The 16977-nt window shown below is 69.3% G+C and carries 19 protein-coding genes and 3 pseudogenes; 11 read left to right on the top strand and 11 right to left on the bottom strand.

Annotated features, from left to right (window positions below; translation table 11 throughout):
- Positions 1-80 precede the first annotated feature (80 nt).
- From ACZOOI_RS30705 to ACZOOI_RS30690, 4 genes and pseudogenes are all read right to left on the bottom strand, one after another.
- A complete protein-coding gene (locus ACZOOI_RS30705; RefSeq protein ID WP_465282828.1) occupies positions 81-866 on the bottom strand; it encodes a DUF2071 domain-containing protein in 786 nt (261 codons plus the stop codon).
- The gene (locus ACZOOI_RS30700) at positions 863-1201 is read right to left on the bottom strand and encodes a metalloregulator ArsR/SmtB family transcription factor (RefSeq protein WP_465284179.1); all 339 of its coding nucleotides are present in this window, start codon (positions 1199-1201) and stop codon (positions 863-865) included. Before ACZOOI_RS30700 ends, ACZOOI_RS30705 begins: the two co-directional genes overlap by 4 nt.
- Entirely contained in the window at positions 1176-1802 is a 627-nt protein-coding gene (locus ACZOOI_RS30695; protein WP_465284220.1) for a hypothetical protein, read from the bottom strand. The genes ACZOOI_RS30700 and ACZOOI_RS30695 overlap by 26 nt, the downstream gene beginning before the upstream one ends.
- A 178-nt stretch (positions 1803-1980) precedes the next feature.
- Positions 1981-2442 (bottom strand): annotated as a pseudogene (locus tag ACZOOI_RS30690) (TnsA-like heteromeric transposase endonuclease subunit); the annotation flags it as partial.
- A 234-nt stretch (positions 2443-2676) separates the two neighbouring features.
- Here ACZOOI_RS30690 and ACZOOI_RS30685 point away from each other — a divergent pair.
- Both ACZOOI_RS30685 and ACZOOI_RS30680 read left to right on the top strand, forming a co-directional pair.
- Positions 2677-3816: a Fic family protein gene (locus tag ACZOOI_RS30685; RefSeq protein ID WP_465282827.1), complete on the top strand. Its 1140-nt coding sequence runs from the start codon at positions 2677-2679 to the stop codon at positions 3814-3816.
- Between the two features lie 250 nt (positions 3817-4066).
- The gene (locus ACZOOI_RS30680) at positions 4067-4477 is read left to right on the top strand and encodes a hypothetical protein (RefSeq protein WP_465282826.1); all 411 of its coding nucleotides are present in this window, start codon (positions 4067-4069) and stop codon (positions 4475-4477) included.
- Here ACZOOI_RS30680 and ACZOOI_RS30675 read toward each other — a convergent pair.
- Positions 4471-5382, bottom strand: a complete 912-nt coding sequence (locus ACZOOI_RS30675) for a helix-turn-helix domain-containing protein (protein WP_465282825.1) — start codon at positions 5380-5382, stop codon at positions 4471-4473. The two genes, ACZOOI_RS30680 and ACZOOI_RS30675, sit on opposite strands and share 7 nt — an antisense overlap.
- A 94-nt stretch (positions 5383-5476) precedes the next feature.
- Here ACZOOI_RS30675 and ACZOOI_RS30670 point away from each other — a divergent pair, with 94 nt between their 5' ends.
- Positions 5477-6988, top strand: coding sequence for an alpha/beta hydrolase family protein (locus ACZOOI_RS30670; protein WP_465282824.1), 1512 nt, complete (start codon positions 5477-5479; stop codon positions 6986-6988).
- Between the two features lie 105 nt (positions 6989-7093).
- Here ACZOOI_RS30670 and ACZOOI_RS30665 read toward each other — a convergent pair whose 3' ends face one another.
- The 3 genes from ACZOOI_RS30665 to ACZOOI_RS30655 all read right to left on the bottom strand — a co-directional run bounded on the left by ACZOOI_RS30665 (position 7094) and on the right by ACZOOI_RS30655 (position 8739).
- Complete coding sequence (locus tag ACZOOI_RS30665) at positions 7094-7660, bottom strand: IS630 family transposase (RefSeq protein WP_465282823.1); 567 nt, start codon at positions 7658-7660, stop codon at positions 7094-7096.
- A complete protein-coding gene (locus ACZOOI_RS30660) occupies positions 7618-7848 on the bottom strand; it encodes a helix-turn-helix domain-containing protein (RefSeq protein ID WP_465282822.1) in 231 nt (76 codons plus the stop codon). The genes ACZOOI_RS30665 and ACZOOI_RS30660 overlap by 43 nt, the downstream gene beginning before the upstream one ends.
- A 279-nt stretch (positions 7849-8127) precedes the next feature.
- Positions 8128-8739, bottom strand: a complete 612-nt coding sequence (locus ACZOOI_RS30655) for a GNAT family N-acetyltransferase (RefSeq protein ID WP_465282821.1) — start codon at positions 8737-8739, stop codon at positions 8128-8130.
- 181 nt (positions 8740-8920) lie between these two features.
- Here ACZOOI_RS30655 and ACZOOI_RS30650 point away from each other — a divergent pair, with 181 nt between their 5' ends.
- Positions 8921-9871 carry a transposase gene (locus ACZOOI_RS30650; protein WP_465282820.1) on the top strand — a complete coding sequence of 317 codons (951 nt, stop codon included), beginning with the start codon at positions 8921-8923 and terminating at the stop codon, positions 9869-9871.
- Here the strand turns inward: ACZOOI_RS30650 and ACZOOI_RS30645 are convergent.
- Complete coding sequence (locus ACZOOI_RS30645; protein ID WP_465282819.1) at positions 9789-10064, bottom strand: hypothetical protein; 276 nt, start codon at positions 10062-10064, stop codon at positions 9789-9791. The genes ACZOOI_RS30650 and ACZOOI_RS30645 overlap by 83 nt on opposite strands.
- Before the next feature lie 136 nt (positions 10065-10200).
- On the opposite strand from ACZOOI_RS30645, the gene ACZOOI_RS30640 reads away from it, so the two are divergent.
- Both ACZOOI_RS30640 and ACZOOI_RS30635 read left to right on the top strand, forming a co-directional pair.
- Positions 10201-10641: a TetR/AcrR family transcriptional regulator gene (locus tag ACZOOI_RS30640; RefSeq protein WP_465282818.1), complete on the top strand. Its 441-nt coding sequence runs from the start codon at positions 10201-10203 to the stop codon at positions 10639-10641.
- Positions 10642-10864: 223 nt separating this feature from the next.
- On the top strand, positions 10865-11629 hold the full coding sequence (locus ACZOOI_RS30635; RefSeq protein ID WP_465282817.1) for an SDR family oxidoreductase: 765 nt from the start codon (positions 10865-10867) through the stop codon (positions 11627-11629).
- A 311-nt stretch (positions 11630-11940) separates the two neighbouring features.
- Here the strand turns inward: ACZOOI_RS30635 and ACZOOI_RS30630 are convergent, their stop codons facing one another.
- Complete coding sequence (locus ACZOOI_RS30630) at positions 11941-12813, bottom strand: LysR substrate-binding domain-containing protein (RefSeq protein WP_465282816.1); 873 nt, start codon at positions 12811-12813, stop codon at positions 11941-11943.
- Between the two features lie 26 nt (positions 12814-12839).
- Here ACZOOI_RS30630 and ACZOOI_RS30625 point away from each other — a divergent pair, with 26 nt between their 5' ends.
- The 5 genes and pseudogenes from ACZOOI_RS30625 to ACZOOI_RS30605 all read left to right on the top strand — a co-directional run bounded on the left by ACZOOI_RS30625 (position 12840) and on the right by ACZOOI_RS30605 (position 15187).
- Positions 12840-13022 carry a DUF6192 family protein gene (locus ACZOOI_RS30625; protein WP_465282815.1) on the top strand — a complete coding sequence of 61 codons (183 nt, stop codon included), beginning with the start codon at positions 12840-12842 and terminating at the stop codon, positions 13020-13022.
- A 12-nt stretch (positions 13023-13034) separates the two neighbouring features.
- Positions 13035-13127: pseudogene (locus ACZOOI_RS30620) on the top strand (DUF6192 family protein); the annotation flags it as partial.
- Between the two features lie 11 nt (positions 13128-13138).
- Positions 13139-13249: pseudogene (locus ACZOOI_RS30615) on the top strand (DUF6192 family protein); the annotation flags it as partial.
- A 67-nt stretch (positions 13250-13316) separates the two neighbouring features.
- Positions 13317-13664 carry a hypothetical protein gene (locus tag ACZOOI_RS30610; RefSeq protein WP_465282814.1) on the top strand — a complete coding sequence of 116 codons (348 nt, stop codon included), beginning with the start codon at positions 13317-13319 and terminating at the stop codon, positions 13662-13664.
- Between the two features lie 743 nt (positions 13665-14407).
- Positions 14408-15187, top strand: coding sequence for a ferritin-like domain-containing protein (locus ACZOOI_RS30605; RefSeq protein ID WP_465282813.1), 780 nt, complete (start codon positions 14408-14410; stop codon positions 15185-15187).
- Between the two features lie 954 nt (positions 15188-16141).
- On the opposite strand, the gene ACZOOI_RS30600 is transcribed toward ACZOOI_RS30605, so the two are convergent.
- Positions 16142-16750, bottom strand: a complete 609-nt coding sequence (locus tag ACZOOI_RS30600) for a P-loop nucleotide/nucleoside kinase family protein (RefSeq protein ID WP_465282812.1) — start codon at positions 16748-16750, stop codon at positions 16142-16144.
- Positions 16751-16977: the final 227 nt, after the last annotated feature.

Genomic DNA, 16977 nt, shown 5'->3' with positions numbered 1-16977 from the left:
CGCCGCGCGCGAGGACCTCGGCTCCGCGGACGACGCCGACGCCGACCGGGTGTACGGAGTGCCCGCCGCATCCGCGACCACTACCTCACCGGTCCCGACTCGGACCGCCCCGAGGGGCTGTCAAGGACGCCGACACGCCCTCGCCTGAGAGTGATGGCGGGCAGGGAGTGCCAGCGGGCCTGTGTGTCGTGCATGATCAAGGCGCCGTCGAGTTCGGCGGTGCCGGGTGGGAACCGTCGGGGATCGTCGAAGAAGGAGGATCCGGCCGCGGTGACGCGCAACGGTTCGAGGAGCCATGTGTCGGTCCGCAGTTCCACCCCGTCCAGCCGACGGCCGCGGCGGGTGGCGGAGTAGCCGATCGGCCCGGTGCGGAAGAATTCCGAGGCGTCGGACAGGTCCGTGAACAGTGCGCCCGGGGGGAGTCGCGTTGTCGTGTGGGCGTCGACGCTCGCGTGGGTGCTCTCGTCGCGGCTGCGGAAGGCGAGACGGTGGAATCCCGCGCCCTCGCGTACGTCGAAGGTCGCGAGTGCGTGGTCGCCGGGGAACAGTCGGCCGCCGGCGACGGCGGTGAGGGTGGAATCGCTGTCCCGGCGCGGAATGTACACACCGAGGCGTTCGCCTCGCGGTGTGTGCCACCGGACGGCGATGCGGTGTGCGGCGTTCTCGCTGCGCAGTCCGGAGCCCCACGGCGCCCGGTGGGGGCGGAGTCTCCCGAGGCGGATGAAACAGATCCCTCCGACCGCGTGGCCGCGGACGACGAGGGGTTCGAGGGGCGGCGGGAGCAGGCGCGCGGCGATGTCGGGGTCGAGACGGTAGTTGACCAGGAGTCGACGCTCGATGACCGAGGCCATGGTCGGTGCCCTCATGAACGCCGGCCCTCGTCGGTGGTCCTGCGCCGCCTGTGTCGTATCACGAACTGTTCGGGGCACACGGCGCCGAGGAATCGTCCGACGGTCAGGGAGAGCCGTTCCTCCACCAGGGCGTAGTGGATGTGATTCGCCTGCCGTCGTTCGCGAATGAGACCCGCGGCCTTGAGAACGGACAGGTGCCGCGAGACCGATGGTCCGCTGATGGTGAACCGCGACGCGATCTCACCCGCCGTGAGTTCGCCGGGCCGTAGGTCCTCCAGGATCTGCCGTCGCGTCGCGTCCGCCAGCGCGCGGAAGACACTCGCCTCACGCTCTGCCTCGTTTTCGTCCATATGCATGTTTAGCATATGAGCTAGATAGCGAAATAGACGGGTGACCGGTCCCAGGCTCGTCGCTGCGCCCGGTCGCGTTCGCGCCGCGTGTGGCGCGGTGGTCGACCAAACCCCACAGGCCCTGCCGCCGATACCGGCCGCGCATGCGCTGCATGCGCTGCACCGTCGTCCGCGACACCCGCCCGAAGCCCGACCCCGTCAACTCCTGGGCCTTGGCCCGTTCCCGCTCGGCCGGCGTGAACCGGGCCGGGTCGTACTCCGGCCGCATCGCCCCGCCGCCGTCGGGCCCGCCCGCACGACCACATTCCACCTCGCGGATGTGCCGCTGCCAGGCCGACGCCCTCTCCCGCGCCGCGGCCGGGGCGGTCTCGAACAGCCCCCACCGCGGCACCCCCTGCGGCTGCCCGACCTCCGCGTCCGGGACCGCGAAGTCCGGATCGGCGAACAGGTGCCAGACCAACACCACCTCCTCCGCCCCGCCCTCGCCGACCGGATGGATTCGCGCTCCGGCCATGCCGACGACCTGCCACCACCCACCGCGAAAACAGACATACGCGCCGACCGCCACCACCGGCCGGCCACCCCGCCGCGCCTCGCTCACCCTTCGTCTCCACCACGACGGGCATCCGCGTCTTCGCCGCCGACGTCGTCCTCGTCTTCCCGGCCACCACGAACATCGTGTCCGCCGAAGGAAGGGTCACCGGTCCTGTCCAGGCCGGCACCCGCTCGTGCAACGGCTCGTCCGGGGATGCCGTCGACCGCCCGTGCCACAGGGCGTGGAAGGCGCAGGGCAGGACTTCGATCGGGTCACCCACCACCTCGACGCCCTCGATCAGCGGCCGCGGCCGTGTGAACGCCTCGAGCACCGAGGCCATCAGCCCCGGGCGACCCCGGCTGCGGGGGTGTCGATACCCGGCCGGCCAGTGCAGGTTCGCCGCCGACACCGGATGGGGCGGCCCCAACCGCCGATACGACCAACCGACCCGCGCACACGCCTCGGCCATCACCGCCGCGGCCCGCAACGCCCGCACCCCGGCCGCACCGGGCGAACCCGGGCGGTCGGCCGCCGGCGCGGTGCCGTCCGCGTACCGGCGGACACGTGCGGAACACCACGACCGCACCCGTCTGTCCGCCGCGTCGCGCCACAGCAGCCGCACGGGCCGCCGCCATGTCCCCACCCGCGGATCACGGCCGGCACCGTCAACCGCGCGCGCATTGCGTTCGACCCCGCGGACACACATGCCGCCCCGTGGTCGACGACCGTCACAGCCCCCGCCCCACCGCCCCTCCCGATCACGGTCGGGGTTCCCGGGTTCCCGGGCGATGGCAGCGAGAGCTTTGCGTCGGGGGCGAACCGCCGGTGTGCGGATGCGTGAGGTTCGCAAGCTTGCGTGAAGCCGCCTCCGGGACGCCGGGTGGCGACCTCGACCGAAACCCACAAGCACGGAATGATAGGAGACGGGTATCATTACCTCATGCTGTATGCGACTCCCCACCTCGAGCCCGTCGATCTGCAGGTCCTGGAACAGGTCGACACGATGCGTGATCAGCTGCGCCACGCCGTCCAGCAGGCCCCCATGAAATGGACCCTCGATCTGCGCAAGGCCCTGACGGCCAGCGCCATCGCGGCGTCGAACACGATCGAGGGCTACCGGGTCGACGCCAAGGACGTCGCGGACCTGATGGACGGGGAACGCGACGTCGAGGCGAGCGACGAGAACAAGGCGGAGACGCTGGCCTACCAGCAGGCCATGACGTACATCCAGTCGCTGCACGACGTCGCCGACTTCCGATACGGCAAGGAACTGCTGAACGCGCTCCACTGGATGTTGCAGGGGCATCATCATCCGCTGAAGACGGCGGGGCAGTGGCGAAAGACCGCCATCCGGATCACGGCCCCCGGCGACGAACTGGCGACGGACTACGAGGGGCCGGATCAGGAACAGGTCCCCACCCTGATGGGCGAACTCGTCGACTGGCTGAACGAGGGCGACCTCGACGACCACGTGCTGATCCGGGCCGCGATGGCGCACCTGAACCTGGTGAAGATCCATCCGTGGTCGGACGGCAACGGGCGGATGTCCCGCTCCCTGCAGACCCTGCTGATCGCCCGCGGCGGCGTCCTGGCCCCCGAGTTCTCCTCGATCGAGGAGTGGCTGGGAATGCCGGGCAACACCTGGGACTACTACAAGGTGCTCCGCGAGGTCGGCGGCCCCCTCTGGTCACCCGAGCGCGACACACTGCCGTGGATCAAGTTCAACCTCCTCGCCTACCACCAGCAGGCCCAGCGAGTGCAGCACCGTGTCCGCCGCTCCAACGAATGCTGGATGCGGCTCATGGAGGCCGCCGAAGCCGACGGCATCACCGAACGGCAGGTCACAGCCCTCCACGAAGTCGCCATGGTCGGCCGGGTGCGGCGCTCCCGCCACGAACGGGCCGAGGCGATCAACACCCAACAGGCGACACGCGACCTTCAAGCGCTGACGAAGGCAGGGGTACTCACCGCCGTGGGACAGACCAAGGGCCGCCACTACATCGCCGGCCCCCGCTTCCCACAGAACGTACTGGAGATCGCCAAACGACCCCACCACATCGTCAACCCGTACATCGAATGACATGCAAAGGATTCGTGCAGCCAGAGCTGGCACCGGCCGGCCGACCCCCGCTGCCGGAGCCGGCGGGTCGGACAGCCCTATGTCCTCGGCGGCTCCGACGGGCCATCGGAATACCCGCCCCTACCCCGTCGAGTTGATCCGTGCCATCACCCTGGCCTGACTGTTCGCCCGTCAACGCAGCGACGAGATCGCCCGGTTGCGGGTCGGCTGCATCCGATGGCAACACGACGGCCTGCCCATTCCCGGGGACTTGGGCGAGGTCCTCGCCCGCGACGCGGTCTGCCTGCTGGACGTGCCCACCTACAAGACCGGCACCGCGTTCACCAAACCCGTCGACCCGCTCCTCGGCCAGGCCATCGAGGCGTGGCAGGCCGTCAGACCCGTCCAGCCTGCGATGCTCGACCGCAAGACCAACGAGTACGCCGACTTCCTGTTCGCCCACCACGCCCGCCGGGTCGCCAAGCACTACATCAACACGGCGATCATCCCGATGCTCTGCCGCAAGGCCGGCGTTGCTGCCATTCAGGGTACGGTCCTGTTCGAGGTGACGGCCATCCTTCGCCGGATCGTGGCGTGGGCCGACTGCGGGTCCGGGGGCCCTGGCGTCACTTGCCCTGCCGCGCCCGTACACGGCACGGCGAGGCCGCGAGCGGGCTACTGAACGCAAGAGCCCAAAGCGGCCAGGAACCACGCGTCGGCCGCGCCGGGCGTGGGTGTGTCGGGGCCGAACACTTCTGCCGCGCACTCCCAGTACAGGTCGATCCGCGGCTCTCCGGCCAACCGAACCGCGAGCCGGCGTCGGAAGGACGGGGTGTCGCGCCGTCCCCGGGAAGCCGCGTGAGCGGCGACGAAACAGTCGACCGCTTCCCCCACCTGCGGCGGCCGGCCTGCTCTCAGGTGCGGCTCCACGAGCGTCTGGGCCTCACACAGCCCGTCGTAGAGCACATCCGGCCTGAAGCCTTTCCCGGGTCTGGCCGGCCCCCACTGGCAGCGCCCCGCGTCCGCCGCGTCGAAACAGGGGCCGGACACGAAGGCGTGCAGACGCGCGAAAGCCAGGACATCGTTCGCAGTCGGCTCCGCCGAGGGCTGCGGGACCGCACGGTCGATGACTGCGCTCACCACCCGTGGCGACAACCGCGGCGGCAACAGGCGACGCCAGAACCGAACAAGCGCCCCGGTGTCGGGCGGCACCACGGCACCCAGCAACCTCACACGCTCGGCGCGTTCCTTTTCGGGGCAGTCACGAACGAGCCGCAGCGCCACCTCGCGCCAACGCAACGCGGCCAGTTCCCCGTCGAGTACGCGCAACCGTGCCGCGACGACGTCCTCCAACGCGTCCCCCGCACCCAGCACCCGGACGATGTCCGCGATCGCGAGATCGAGCGAACGCAGCGACCGGATCAGCCGGAGCCGGTCGAGCGCCTGCGGGTCGTAGCGGCGATGCCCGCCCGCACTGCGCGTCGCCTCGGGCAAGAGACCACGCTCGGAGTAGAAACGAACTGCCTTGACGGTGACACCCGCGCGTTCGGCGAGCTCACCGATGCTCCACATCCCGTCCGGGGACACGACTTGAACCTCCCTCAGGGGGAGTTCCTACGGTAGCGGTCAGCGCGGACGGGCTGCCCAGCCGGTGCCGTGAAGCAAGCGCGAGGAGGCAAACATGACGGCGTTCGTGCTGGTGTCCGGCCCGTGGACCGGTGACTGGATCTGGGCCGACGTGGCCGATCGGCTGCGCGAGTCGGGATGCGAGGTGCGCGTGGCCGGCCTTGCCGGCGCCGGTGAGGACCCCGACCCGACCCGGACGGACACCGATCCGGACACCGACTCCGACGCGCGGATCACACATCTGCTGAGCCTGATCGACGCCATGACGGACCCGAACATCGTGATGGCCGGACACGGCCTCGGCATCCACGCGGTACTGGGAGCCGCCGACCTGCGACCGGACCGGATCACGCGCATCGTCCACGTCGACGCCGGTCTTCCCCAAAATGGCGAATCCGTACTCGACCTCGTACCCGATCCCGCGATCCGCGACGAACTGCTACGCCGGGCCGAGGACGACGGGCGGATCCGCCCTCCGACGGCCGACGAGTGGCCGGTGTGGGGCAGTACCGCCGGCGTGCCCGCCGACGACCTCGACCGCCTGATCCGGCTCGCCACACCGCAGCCGCCGAAGACGATGAACCGGCCACTGCGCCTGTCCGGGGCAGGCGCCGACATCCCCACGACCGCGATCCTGAGCACCGCCAACGGGTCGAGTATCGCCATGATCGAGACCATCATCGGCCTGGGGGACCCCCGGCTGAAGAAACTCACAGAGCCGCATACCACGTTCTTCGAACTCCCCACCGGGCACTGGTCGATGCTCTCCGCCGCCGACGAACTCGCCCTGGCCCTGCTCGGCGCCGCCGCCGGCGAAGGGCGCCGCCTGGCCCCGCGCACGGAGGAACCGCCCGCCCATCTGCGGCCTTTCCTCCTGAACGTGCCCGAAAGGCCCCGTGAGCGAGTCGGCCGGGTCGACCTCTACCTGCCCGACACCGACGAGCCGCGTCCGGCCGTGGTGTTCGTCCACGGCGGGCCGGTACCCGAGGGCGCGCGGCCGACACCGCGGGACTGGCCGGCATTCGTCGGATACGGCCGCTATCTGGCCCAGCTGGGATCGGTCGGCGTGACGGTCGATCACCGGCTGCACGGGTTGGGCGACCTCAACCGCGCCGCCGAGGACATCGCCGCGGCGGTGGAACTCGTACGAGCCCATCCCCGCGTCGACGGAGAACGCGTCGCGCTCTGGTTCTTCTCCGGTGGCGCGCTGCTGTCGGCCGACTGGCTCGCGGCTCCTCCGCCCTGGTTGCGCTGTGTGGCCGCGAACTACCCCGTCATGGCGCCGCCGCCGAGCTGGGGGTTGACCGCCTCGCGGTTCCGACCCGCGGTAGCGGTGCCCGGCGCGACGAAGTTGCCGATCGTCCTCACTCGAGTAGGCCTGGAGAACGCCGAGATCGCCGCCACCGTGGAGAACTTCCTGACCGCCGCGAGTGATCACCACGTCACCGTCGAGGTGATCGACATTCCACTCGGTCATCACACTTTCGAGACGATCGACCACACCGAGCAAGCCCGGCACGCCGTCGAACGGGCCGCCACATCGATTCTGGGGCACCTACGGAGCTGAGGTGCCCCCGGCCTTCCTCGCCGGACCACCACTCATCGGCTTCCTCGCCGACCACGTCACGGACGACCTTTACTGAGCTTTGCGAATTGGCTTGTTGTTTGTTTTTCATGTCAGGCCGGTTGCTGCGAGGAAGCCGTTGAGTAGTGCGGGGTGGTGCTGGATCTGCCGCAGGCCTTGGCGGGCGACTTCGACGAGTTCGTCGAGGGTGCGGGCGCCGAGGTTGGCCAGGGCCCCGCTCTTGAGGTGCGCCCAACTGCCTTCGACCGGGTTCAGGTCGGGGGTGTAGGGCGGCAGGAAGACCGGCGTCAGCCAGTCGACGCGGTCGGCGAAGGCGTGCATCCGGCGGCTGCGATGGCTGCCGAGGTTGTCCCACACCAGTACGATCGGGCGATCGAAAGTCCTGTGTATGTCGGGCAGTTGGCGAATCAGCTCCCGATCGGTGACCGAGCCCGGCACCATGCGATAGAGGAACTTCGGCAATCCGTCCGGCGGGTAACAGCACCAGCCGACCAACGAGGTCTTCGGCCGTTTCCCCATCCGCACCCGCAGGATCGGGGTTCGCCCCCGCGGAGCCCACGTCGCGCGGACCGGAGGCAGCAGCGACAGCGCGGTCTCGTCCGCGAACACGATCACCGCACCGGTCCGCCTCGCGATGGTTTTACCCGGGGCCACACCGTGCTCCTCCAGGTCGTCACCGCCTCCTCGTCCCGTTCCGACGCACGACGCGCCGGCCGCTGCCGCGACCAACCGTGCGCCCTCAACAACCGCCACACACGCGACGGCGACGCGTACACCACCGAGTTCCTCACCTCACCGGCTTCACCGACGAGTCTTCCTCGGTTCGCCACCCACGAGCGCATCGACCGGGACGTCCTCCAATCCCAGACAAGGCCGACCAAACCCGCAACCGCCGAGAAGCTCGGCTCCCGTGGCGGCCGGCCGCCACATTTCGACCCGGGCGACCACCTCCGGCGCCACGTGATCGACTGCGGGATCAACCGTCTCAGGCGCCATCGTGCCGTCTCCACGAAATACGACAAGCTCGCTGGGCTACGAAGCGGCCGTGTTGGTCGCCGCCATCGGCGAGTGGCTGTGACCAGCACTCGTGTCACGTGAGCGCAAAGACTGAGCGAAGGCCGTCACCGTTCCTGCATCGAATCGAGATCCAGGATCATGTCCAGCGACCGCACTCCGTCGGCCCCGGTGAACGAACCAGTCGCCTGAAAGCCGTTCTTCTGGTAATAGCGGATGGCGCGTGGGTTGTCGGCGAGAACGCCGCCCCACAAGATGATTCTCTTCCTGCCGAAGCGGCGTGCGATATCCGTCACGAGTGGGAGGACTTGCGTTCCCACCCCTTTCCCCTGGTAGTCGTCAGCCAGAGTGAGACCGAAGCGGCAATCGGTGGCTGCAAGGCGGATGTCGGCCTCGCGATAGCGCCTGATGTCCTCGGCATGGAGATCGAAACTGAATTCGAGTAGGCCGACGAGCTTGCCGGATGGTACTTCCTCAAGCACGAGCCGGAGCTTGTCGTAGCGCGCGATGGCATCACACAGCTCCGACGCAGTCGCGGGGTCGCACCCATCGAACGTACTCAGTCGCCTCGTCTCAGCTGACAGATCCCCCAAAAATCGCGCCAGGCGATCGGTGTCGGCGCGGACGAGAGGGCGAAACACCACATCCGAGCCGTCATCCAACGCCAGGTGACTTGTCAGAATCAACGGGTCGTCGCCGACCTCTGTCAACGTAAGCATCCCGGCACCCCACCATCTCAGATCCGGTGGCACGATCAAGCCAGCTGTGATGGTAGGTCGACTTTCACAACAGGCCCTAACCTTGACTCTGTCGGTGATCTTGGCAATCTAAGAAAACCGGGGCACCCTCCGACTATCTGGTGACACGCTGGTGACTTCCCATCACTCAGAGGTGTTCGCGATGTCGATGCAGTCCCGGCCCGGCCGTCACGTCCCAGAGTTGACCGCGCGGATCGCGCGTGCCAGCAATCCCCGGGGTACTCCGGCGATGTGGATCCCCGACCGGCTGGACGGACTGTGGGACGACCAGGACTCCGCCGAGTGGTATCCCCGGGACGGACGGCCCGGCATGTCACCGGCCCAGTTGGTCACCGTCTCGGTCCTGCAGTTCCTGCTGGACCTGTCCGACCGTCAGGCGGCCGAAGCAGTAAGGTGCCGCCTCGACTTCAAATACGCCCTGGCCATGGACCTGGACGATCCTGGCTTCCACCACAGCGTGCTGGCCGATTTCCGCGACAGGCTGGCCCAAGGCGACCGCGCCGACCGGCTGCTGGACCTGGCACTGGCCCGGCTCAAGCGCGCAACGCACCGACTCCACCCATGTCCTCGGCATGGTGCGGGAGTTGACCCGGCTGGAGCTGGTTACCGAGGCGGTGCGCGGCGCGCTGGAAGAAGTCGCCCGCACCGCCCCGCCCCGCACCTGCTGGAGGGCCTGGTCGACGAGGACTGGGGCAAGCGCTACGGCCGCCCCGTGCGCCTGGGCAAGAACCCCACCCATGAAATCCTCCGGCCGGCAACAGCCAGACTGGCGCCGTTCAGCGCAACGCCCGACCACCAGGCTCCGGGCGTCGGTGCAGAGGCAACTACGGAGCAACGGCAGCGACGTCGACCGTGCCGCGGCGGGTCCCAGCGTGCGTGGGTGAGCTTCGCTCGTAGCTCGTGCAGGCCGGGCTTTGCTGCTGTGTTGGGGGGGGTCCGCGCCTGCCGCGCGAGCTCCGGCCGCATCGTGGCGGCGGGGGTGCTCAGGGGGGCGGGACGGGTGAATCGCCTTATGTGGTGCGCGTGCTGGGTGTCGTGCAGTCCGTCGTCTTCGGCCCCGTGGGAAGGGCCGCGCTCAGGACGGGCGGGCTGACGTCGCAGACGTTGGCGTTGACGTGCTGGGCGGCGTTGCCGACGAGGCTGTCGGCCTCGGGGGGTGCGATGAAGGACCCCAGCGTGGCGTTGCCGCTGGTCGGCGGGCCGTCGTCGGCGACCGCGGCGGTGGTGCAGGCCAGGGCCGCGGAGACGGCGAGCAACGTGGAGGTCAGGACGCTTTTGGTGTTCACGAGAGGACCAACCTCCCGCCTCCGGGACGGGTTACGAGGCTGCACTCAAACGGCGGTCACAAACTGACGGCCGGTCTGGAGGCGGGCTTCGACGGCTTGGGGACAACCTTCGCGCAGCGCAGCCGCGGCTCACCCTGTGAGCAACAGTGCGGGCAGGCCGGCGCCCTCGGGGTCGATCTCGCGCAGCATCGAGCGGGCGTTCGTGCTCGCCGGCGACGAGGGTCTCGAGGGTGTGACCATCGGCCGTCTGGCCACCCATCTCGGGATGAGCAAGGCGGGGGTCGTCCGCCACTTCGGATCCAAGGAGGGACTGCAACTCGCCACCATCGACGCCGCCGTGGAGAAGTTCCGTGCCCGCGTGCCCGCACGGCTCGTCGGTGCCGCACCCGGAGTCCGGCACCTGGAGCGGGCCTTCGGCGAGTGGGTCGCCTACATGGCCGACGGGGAAGGCTACGGCCGGGTGTTTCCTCACCTCAGGAACAGGGCCGCCTGCTGCCACTCGGCTACGGCACCGCCGCGTATCGTCGCCCGCGCTACGGCAGGCGCTGCCGACCTCACCGCGGCCGAATACCGCTAAGGCGGCAAGGCGCTGCAGGCCGTACGGCGGCGGCGAGTTCGTCGCGGTTGCGGCGCTGGGTCACCGTTCCGGTTTCTGCGAGGGAGGCGGCACGGCCGGCTTCGGGGTCCTGCGGGGCGGCGCGGCGCGGGGGAAAGCCGTGGACTCGGAGGCGGTCGCGATTTAGCGTCGGGTGATCACGGGCGCCCGGACGGGCGCCGGATTTCGGAAGTGCGGGGAGAGCATGAGCGGCGGAAAGACGCAGGACACCGGGGCGGCTGCGGCGGACGACACCGGTTCGGCGCCGGTCACGTTCGTGACCGGCGGGTCGAGCGGCATCGGGGCCGAGACGGTGCGGCGGCTGCTGGCCGCCGGGCACCGGGTGGCGGCGACCGGGCGCAGCGAGGCGAAGCTGGCGGCGTTGGCCGATCAGGCGGAAAGGCAGGGCACCGGCGGCGATCTGCTGACATTCGCGGGCGACGCGGCGGATTGGGACGAGGTGTCTGCGGCAGTCGGGGAAACCGTGCGCGTGTTCGGCCGGTTGGACAACGCGATCGCGAACGCCGGGTTCGCGGTGGACGGGAACGTCGAGACGGGTGACCCCGCGCAGTGGCGGGACATGGTGCTGACGAACGTGCTGGGCCCGGCGCTGCTCGTGCGGGCGGCACTGCCCGCGTTGAAGGAGTCGCAAGGCCGGATCGTGCTGGTCGGCAGTGTGGCGGGGTTCAAGAACACGCCCGGGAACATGTACTCGGCGACGAAGTGGGCGGTCACCGGTCTCGCGGAGAACGTGCGCATGCTGGTGACCGGTTACGGCGTCGGCACGACGTTGATCGCGCCGGGGCGGGTACTGACGCCGTTCTGGGACGAGCGTCCGGGTGGGGCCGCGGCAGCCGGTCCGATGATCTCGGCGGAGCAGTTGGTGGACTCGGTGATGTGGGCGATCGGGCAGCCTGCGGGCGTGGACGTGAACACGTTGGTGGTACGGCCGATCGGCCAGCCGAACTGATCGAATCGAAGCTGGGACGTGTCTTCGAACTCGTGCCGGGCCACGAACCGTGGCGCGCAGACTCGCGGCGTTGCGGATCCTTGCACGGCCGAACCCAGGCCTACCGGCGGATTGTTGGACCGGGATGGGCTTGGTCGACCATGCCCGCCAGTAGCGTTGCACCGTGGTCCAGGGCGCCACCAGCCACGGACGGCCCGAATCACTCGGGGCCAGGAGGCCGTTCGGGGCTGGTGGAATGCGGGAGTTCTCCCTCTCCGGGTGGTGCAGTTCTGCAAAGGCCCCCAGTGGCCGCGTCCGACGATGCGTGCGTGCTACTGCGTCGCCGGGTCGGCAGCATCCGCGAACGCCTGGGCGAACCCACGGATGAGGGGCGAGTCGTTCGCGGTGCGCCAAACCAGGGCCCAGCGGCATACGGGCGCGTCCGTGATGGGGACGAAGGCGAGACTCGGCCATGCGTACAGATCGGCCAGCTCAGCCGTGACGCCGGCGGTGGTCTGGCCCGAAGAGACGGCGCTGAGGGCCTCCTGCCAGGTGGTGACCTTCGGGCCGCGGGGGATGGGGCGGCCGGATGGGGTGTGGCGAGGGTTGAAGACTTCCTCCATGGAGGGCGGGATCGACCGGCCTTGGACCACTGTGCAGTCGCCGAGATCTTCCAGGCGGATGGCCTCTCGCTTCGCGTAGGGATGGTCGGCGGAGGTCATCAGCAGCACTGCGGACATGCGCGAGGTCGCTCGCTCGGTCAGGTCGGGTTCGTCGATAGGCAACCACAGGTATGCCACGTCCAGTTCGCCGGACTTGAGCAGGTCCAGCGGTGAGGGGGGTTGGATTTCACGGCGCCTGATGCGGGCCTTGGGATGACGGGCCTGAAAAGATCGAGAGCGTCCTTGATATGCAGAGAGTACGGACCGAGCGTGCCGAGGGTCAGGGTGCCCGAAACGCCGTGGGCGGCGGCCTGGGCCGCCGCGATTCCTTGCATGATCTGCGGGTGTCCGCTGTGGAGCGCCCGGTACAGCTGCTCGCCGAGGGGGAGAGGCTGTCGGCGTACTGAGTCGTACGCCGACACGGGGTCGTGCAACGAATGAAAGCCAAGGTGGAGTCCCTCTTCGCCCACAGCGGCCAGGGGAACCACCACGACGCGACCCGGCTCCGGGTGACGGGCCCTCCACCGACCCCCATACGGCCATGGGCCGGCCCGGCGAACCGGGCCGCGATGGGCGACAGCGCCGCGAAGCGCATGGTCAACATCGTCCAGTTCCAGGACAGCGCGGCGGCCGCCGAGGTCGCCGCGGACCTGTTGCGCAGGCCGGAGGTCGCGGCCGGGGCGATGGGCGACACCGGTGCCCGGAAGGTCGTCAACAAGGTCCAGTTCGAGGACCCGGGGGCCGCAGCGTAGGTCGCTGCGGACGTGTTGCGCAGGCCGGCCGTCGCGCGGCGGGCGATGACCGACCCGGGTGCCCGTGACGCGGTCAACACCGCCCAGTTCGACAACTCCCGCCGGTCGACCAGGGCCTGCGCGAGCGGTTCCCGGCATTGGACCGGGTCGAGCGGACCGCACAGTTCATCGACCTGTTGAGCGCCTGCGTCGCGTTCGTCACCGGCGCCGGGCGGGCCGTCCCGGGCCTGCGGGGCACGAGTTCACCGCGGACGAGCGCGACGTGCTCTCGAGGCCCGGCCGGCGGGTCTGCACATGTCCCAGTTGGTCCTGGCCACGGAGTTGTCCCACCACCAGGTGCGACGCGGGATCGCCTATCTGCGCGACACCGCCGCCGAGCTCGCCCCGACCCCGCTGATCTGGGATCGCATGCACGGCTACCGGTTCACCTCGAATTCCGAGGACTGGATGGCCTATGAGCTGCGGGCCTTCCGCAAGGAGACGTCCGCGGTCAAGTGGCTGATCAGCGGCTGCGTGATCCCGCACTCGATGCACCGTCCCGACGACAAGGCCGTCCAACTGATGCTCGGGCAACTCAGTGGCATCGAGTCGGGATTCGAGTTCCTGATCATGCAGTTGGAAACCGTCCGCAGAACCGCCTGAACCTCCCCGCGAGGAAAGGGGGAAGGAGGGCCGGCCCGCTTCGCGGGCCGCGCCCTCGAACTGTCATGCGCAACAGACCCAGCCCCGCCGAGCCGGCCCGGATGCGCCGGCGGCGCTATTCGTCCGACACGACCGACGCCGGATGGGCCCTGCTGGAACCGCTGTTGCCGATCCCGGCATGGCGGGCGTCCGAACGGCGGCACCCGCTACCAGCCGTACTGGGCCAACCAGTTCCACGCGATCGGCCCCGAGACCGATGTCGCGGACAACCGTTTCCGCAGGTGGATGGCCGTCCCCACCTGCTCGGCCTGCGTCACCTGGCGCGTCCATTGCGACTTCAACCCGGTCGGGGAGCGCCGCGCAGGGCGCGTTGTTCGCCCGGCGCCCGTCACCGGCTGGGACCTGCCCGCCGAATACGCCCAAAGCTCGTTCCCGCGAACACAGGACCGGATCCGCTATCTCAACGGCAACGGCCAGTTCCTGCGCCACCCCGCGCCGGCCCGGCACAGCCGTTCATCCTTGGAGTGGCCGCCCTCGGTGAAGCTACCGGGCCGAACCGGCGTGAGGGGAATGATGGCGGAACCGGTGTCGGCGGTGATCGTGGCGAACGGCTGTGGATCGATCGTCCGGTTTCGCTTCACCGCGAGGTGGTATGCACGCTCATCCGACGATTGTTCCCGTACCTGGTCCGATGACCGAGTTCGGCGGCACGCGCAGTGCCTGCGGAGATGGAGGGCCCGGTCATGCTCAGCCCCCGCGGCATCCTTCGGGAGATCCACCGAGACGACGAGGCATTCCGCCTGTTCTGCAGCATCGCGGCAAAAGGCGAGAGCCAGGGCGGGTGGGAGAACGGGCGCATCGCCGCCCTGGTCCCCGACCCGGAACTCGCGCCCAAGATCGCGCGGCACGGCGCCGACGAGGACAAGCACGGACGCATCTTCAACGCCATGCTGCACCGCCGCGGGCTCGAGCCGGTCGAGGTCCCGCCCGAGACGGACTACTGCATGCTGCTCGAACGCCAAGGCTTCGGCCTCGCCCACGACCGGCTGCGCCGCGGCGAGCCGCTGACCGAGGCCGACATCGTCGAATACCTGGTGCACAGCCGTGTCACCGAACAGCGCGCCGCCGAGGACATGCGGATGTTGCGCCGATACCTCGGCGACGAGCCCGACATCGGCACAGGCATTCGGATGATCTGCGACGACGAGGAGAACCACCTCGCGTACTGCCACGAGGAACTGCTGCGTCTGTCCGCGCGCGCCGGTGCGACGGACATCCGGCGCGCCCTGCGCAGGACCGCCCGCGCCGAAATCAAGGTGAACCGCGACGTGAGCCTCGCAGTGACGGCCCGCATGGGTCACCTGCTCGGCTGGTCGCGCGCTCGACGACTGGTTCTGAAGATCGGCATCCACGCGACGTACGCCTACGACCGACTGTGGGGCACACGCCGCATGGTCGACCTGCGCCCCCCGAAGCGCGTCAACGCCATGGGCCCGAGACCCACCGAACCCCGGACCGCATAGCACCCCCACCCGCACCGTAGGTCGGGACACACCCGAGGGCCGGGAGGCGCTCGGCGCCCTGCCCCGTTCAGGAGCGGTTTCGCCTTCGGTTCCGGAATCGTCCCTGGTGATGTGGCCGTCCCGGAAAGCCGTCTCCCATATCGCCTCGACGTGGTCCTCATCGGGGTCTTCCTCCCGGAAGTCCGCTTCCAGCCGTCCCGATCCCCGTTCCATACCGGGTCCGGCCATGGATCAGACTCGTACGACGGACCGTAGTCCGAGCCTCCGGGCCCGTATTCCTCCGCGCGCCCCTGCGTCTATCGGTATTCCCACATCGAGGGTTTGCCGGCGTTCGAGGACGACGAAGCTCCGTTCCACCGGGGTGCGGAGTCTGGTGTATGCGGAGTTGGCGCGCTTCTCGTGTCCGTTGTGCCCTTTGCCCCGCGCCATTGTCAGGGCGGGAGTTGCCGTGCCTGCGGGTCGAAGCAGTCGAGGCGCGGCGACGAAGCAACTTCCGCTGCGTAGGCGGATGCCTCCTCGGCCATGCTCCAGCCCATGGGGAAGTAGATCAGCGGACCGCAGGCAGCGCCGATCAGCGGGCCCGCCGACCAGGGCGAGTCTTTGTCGTCGTTCTCCGTGGGATCAGGCCAGATCCGGCGCTTCGCACCCAGATCGATCGGCGGCCGACCGATCGGCTTTCTTCGTTGACGACCAGGATCCGCGGATTGCAGCGGGCGAGCGTCATATCCTTCACCGCCGAGCGCGAGAGACCGGTCACCGCCGCGATGGTGTCGGCCTCGGGCCGGTCAGCATGATCGTCGGGTGGGGTGGGCGTTCGCCGTCCCTTCCCCAGTGTGGGAACCGTGACGGCCCGAGCCGAGTCGGGGTCCAGTTACACCGTCGTGACCTCGTCGACGGCGCCGGCGGCCTTCCGGATCCGGACAGGCCGTGTGCGAGGTATCGGCGGTCCGGCGATCATTGTGCCGCCCGCGGGGCGGGCGGGCCATCCGTGCCCGCGGGGGCTGTGTCCGGAATGTTTGCCCGTACGAAGGCGGCGATGTCCCGGATGGTCGGGGTGTAGCCGTTGGAGGTGTCCACCGTGAGAGTGGGGACGTCGAGTGAGATCGGTACGAAGGAGTCCAGCGAGTGCCTTCCGGCGGCGATCGCGTCGAGCAGGTCGCGATCGCCGTGCGCGGCTCGGTGCGCGTTCTCCTCGGCGCGCCGGACGATGCGGTCGTGCGCGATCGTGGCAGGCGTGACGCAGCGGATAACCCGGATGTGGGCGACGTTCGCGAGCGGCTCCAGGTTCGGGCGCCACAGCCGGTCCTGGAAGGCGGCTTCGGCCACGGTCGTCACCCCGGCCTGGAGGAGCACCTTCAGTACGCCGAAGAACGCGTCCAGCGTCGGGCGGTTGAGCGGGTCGTCACCGCCGCTCCGGTAGCCGGGGGTGGACATGACCAGGCCCTGCTTGATCTCGTCCCGGATGATCACGGGGCACCCGAGTTCCCGGGCGAGGGCATGGGCGAGGGTGGTCTTGCCGGTGCCGGGGCCTCCGCTCACGACGGCCAGGGTGGGTGAGGTCATGGCGTGTTCTCGCAAGTCGTCACAGTGGGCTGCCCGTTCGTATCGGTTGTCGGTCGGGAGGCGGAACAACCGTACGGGGCGGTGTTCCTGCTGCACGGGATATCAGTCGCTCATCGACTCGAACCCTCCACAGCCGAGACCACCCACCGCGTTCCGGACTTTATCGGACGAGAATGCGATGCCCGGTCGAAGTCCTGGTGAACTCTCAGCAGCCGAACTCACATCCG

This window comes from Embleya sp. L77, assembly GCF_055557415.1.
This window is presented reverse-complemented; position numbering and strand designations above follow the sequence as displayed.

Bases quoted from the DNA above. Each gene is read 5' to 3' on its own strand.
- ACZOOI_RS30700 (WP_465284179.1), bottom strand. From the start codon at position 1,201: ATGGACGAAAACGAGGCAGAGCGTGAGGCGAGTGTCTTCCGCGCGCTG.
- ACZOOI_RS30630 (WP_465282816.1), bottom strand. From the start codon at position 12,813: ATGGCCGTATGGGGGTCGGTGGAGGGCCCGTCACCCGGAGCCGGGTCG.
- ACZOOI_RS30660 (WP_465282822.1), bottom strand. From the start codon at position 7,848: ATGCGCTCGTGGGTGGCGAACCGAGGAAGACTCGTCGGTGAAGCCGGT.
- ACZOOI_RS30605 (WP_465282813.1), top strand. From the start codon at position 14,408: ATGCTCAGCCCCCGCGGCATCCTTCGGGAGATCCACCGAGACGACGAG.
- ACZOOI_RS30635 (WP_465282817.1), top strand. From the start codon at position 10,865: ATGAGCGGCGGAAAGACGCAGGACACCGGGGCGGCTGCGGCGGACGAC.
- ACZOOI_RS30685 (WP_465282827.1), top strand. From the start codon at position 2,677: ATGCTGTATGCGACTCCCCACCTCGAGCCCGTCGATCTGCAGGTCCTG.
- ACZOOI_RS30670 (WP_465282824.1), top strand. From the start codon at position 5,477: ATGACGGCGTTCGTGCTGGTGTCCGGCCCGTGGACCGGTGACTGGATC.
- ACZOOI_RS30650 (WP_465282820.1), top strand. From the start codon at position 8,921: ATGTCGATGCAGTCCCGGCCCGGCCGTCACGTCCCAGAGTTGACCGCG.
- ACZOOI_RS30705 (WP_465282828.1), bottom strand. From the start codon at position 866: ATGAGGGCACCGACCATGGCCTCGGTCATCGAGCGTCGACTCCTGGTC.
- ACZOOI_RS30610 (WP_465282814.1), top strand. From the start codon at position 13,317: ATGTCCCAGTTGGTCCTGGCCACGGAGTTGTCCCACCACCAGGTGCGA.
- ACZOOI_RS30600 (WP_465282812.1), bottom strand. From the start codon at position 16,750: ATGACCTCACCCACCCTGGCCGTCGTGAGCGGAGGCCCCGGCACCGGC.
- ACZOOI_RS30655 (WP_465282821.1), bottom strand. From the start codon at position 8,739: ATGCTTACGTTGACAGAGGTCGGCGACGACCCGTTGATTCTGACAAGT.
- ACZOOI_RS30625 (WP_465282815.1), top strand. From the start codon at position 12,840: ATGGGCGACAGCGCCGCGAAGCGCATGGTCAACATCGTCCAGTTCCAG.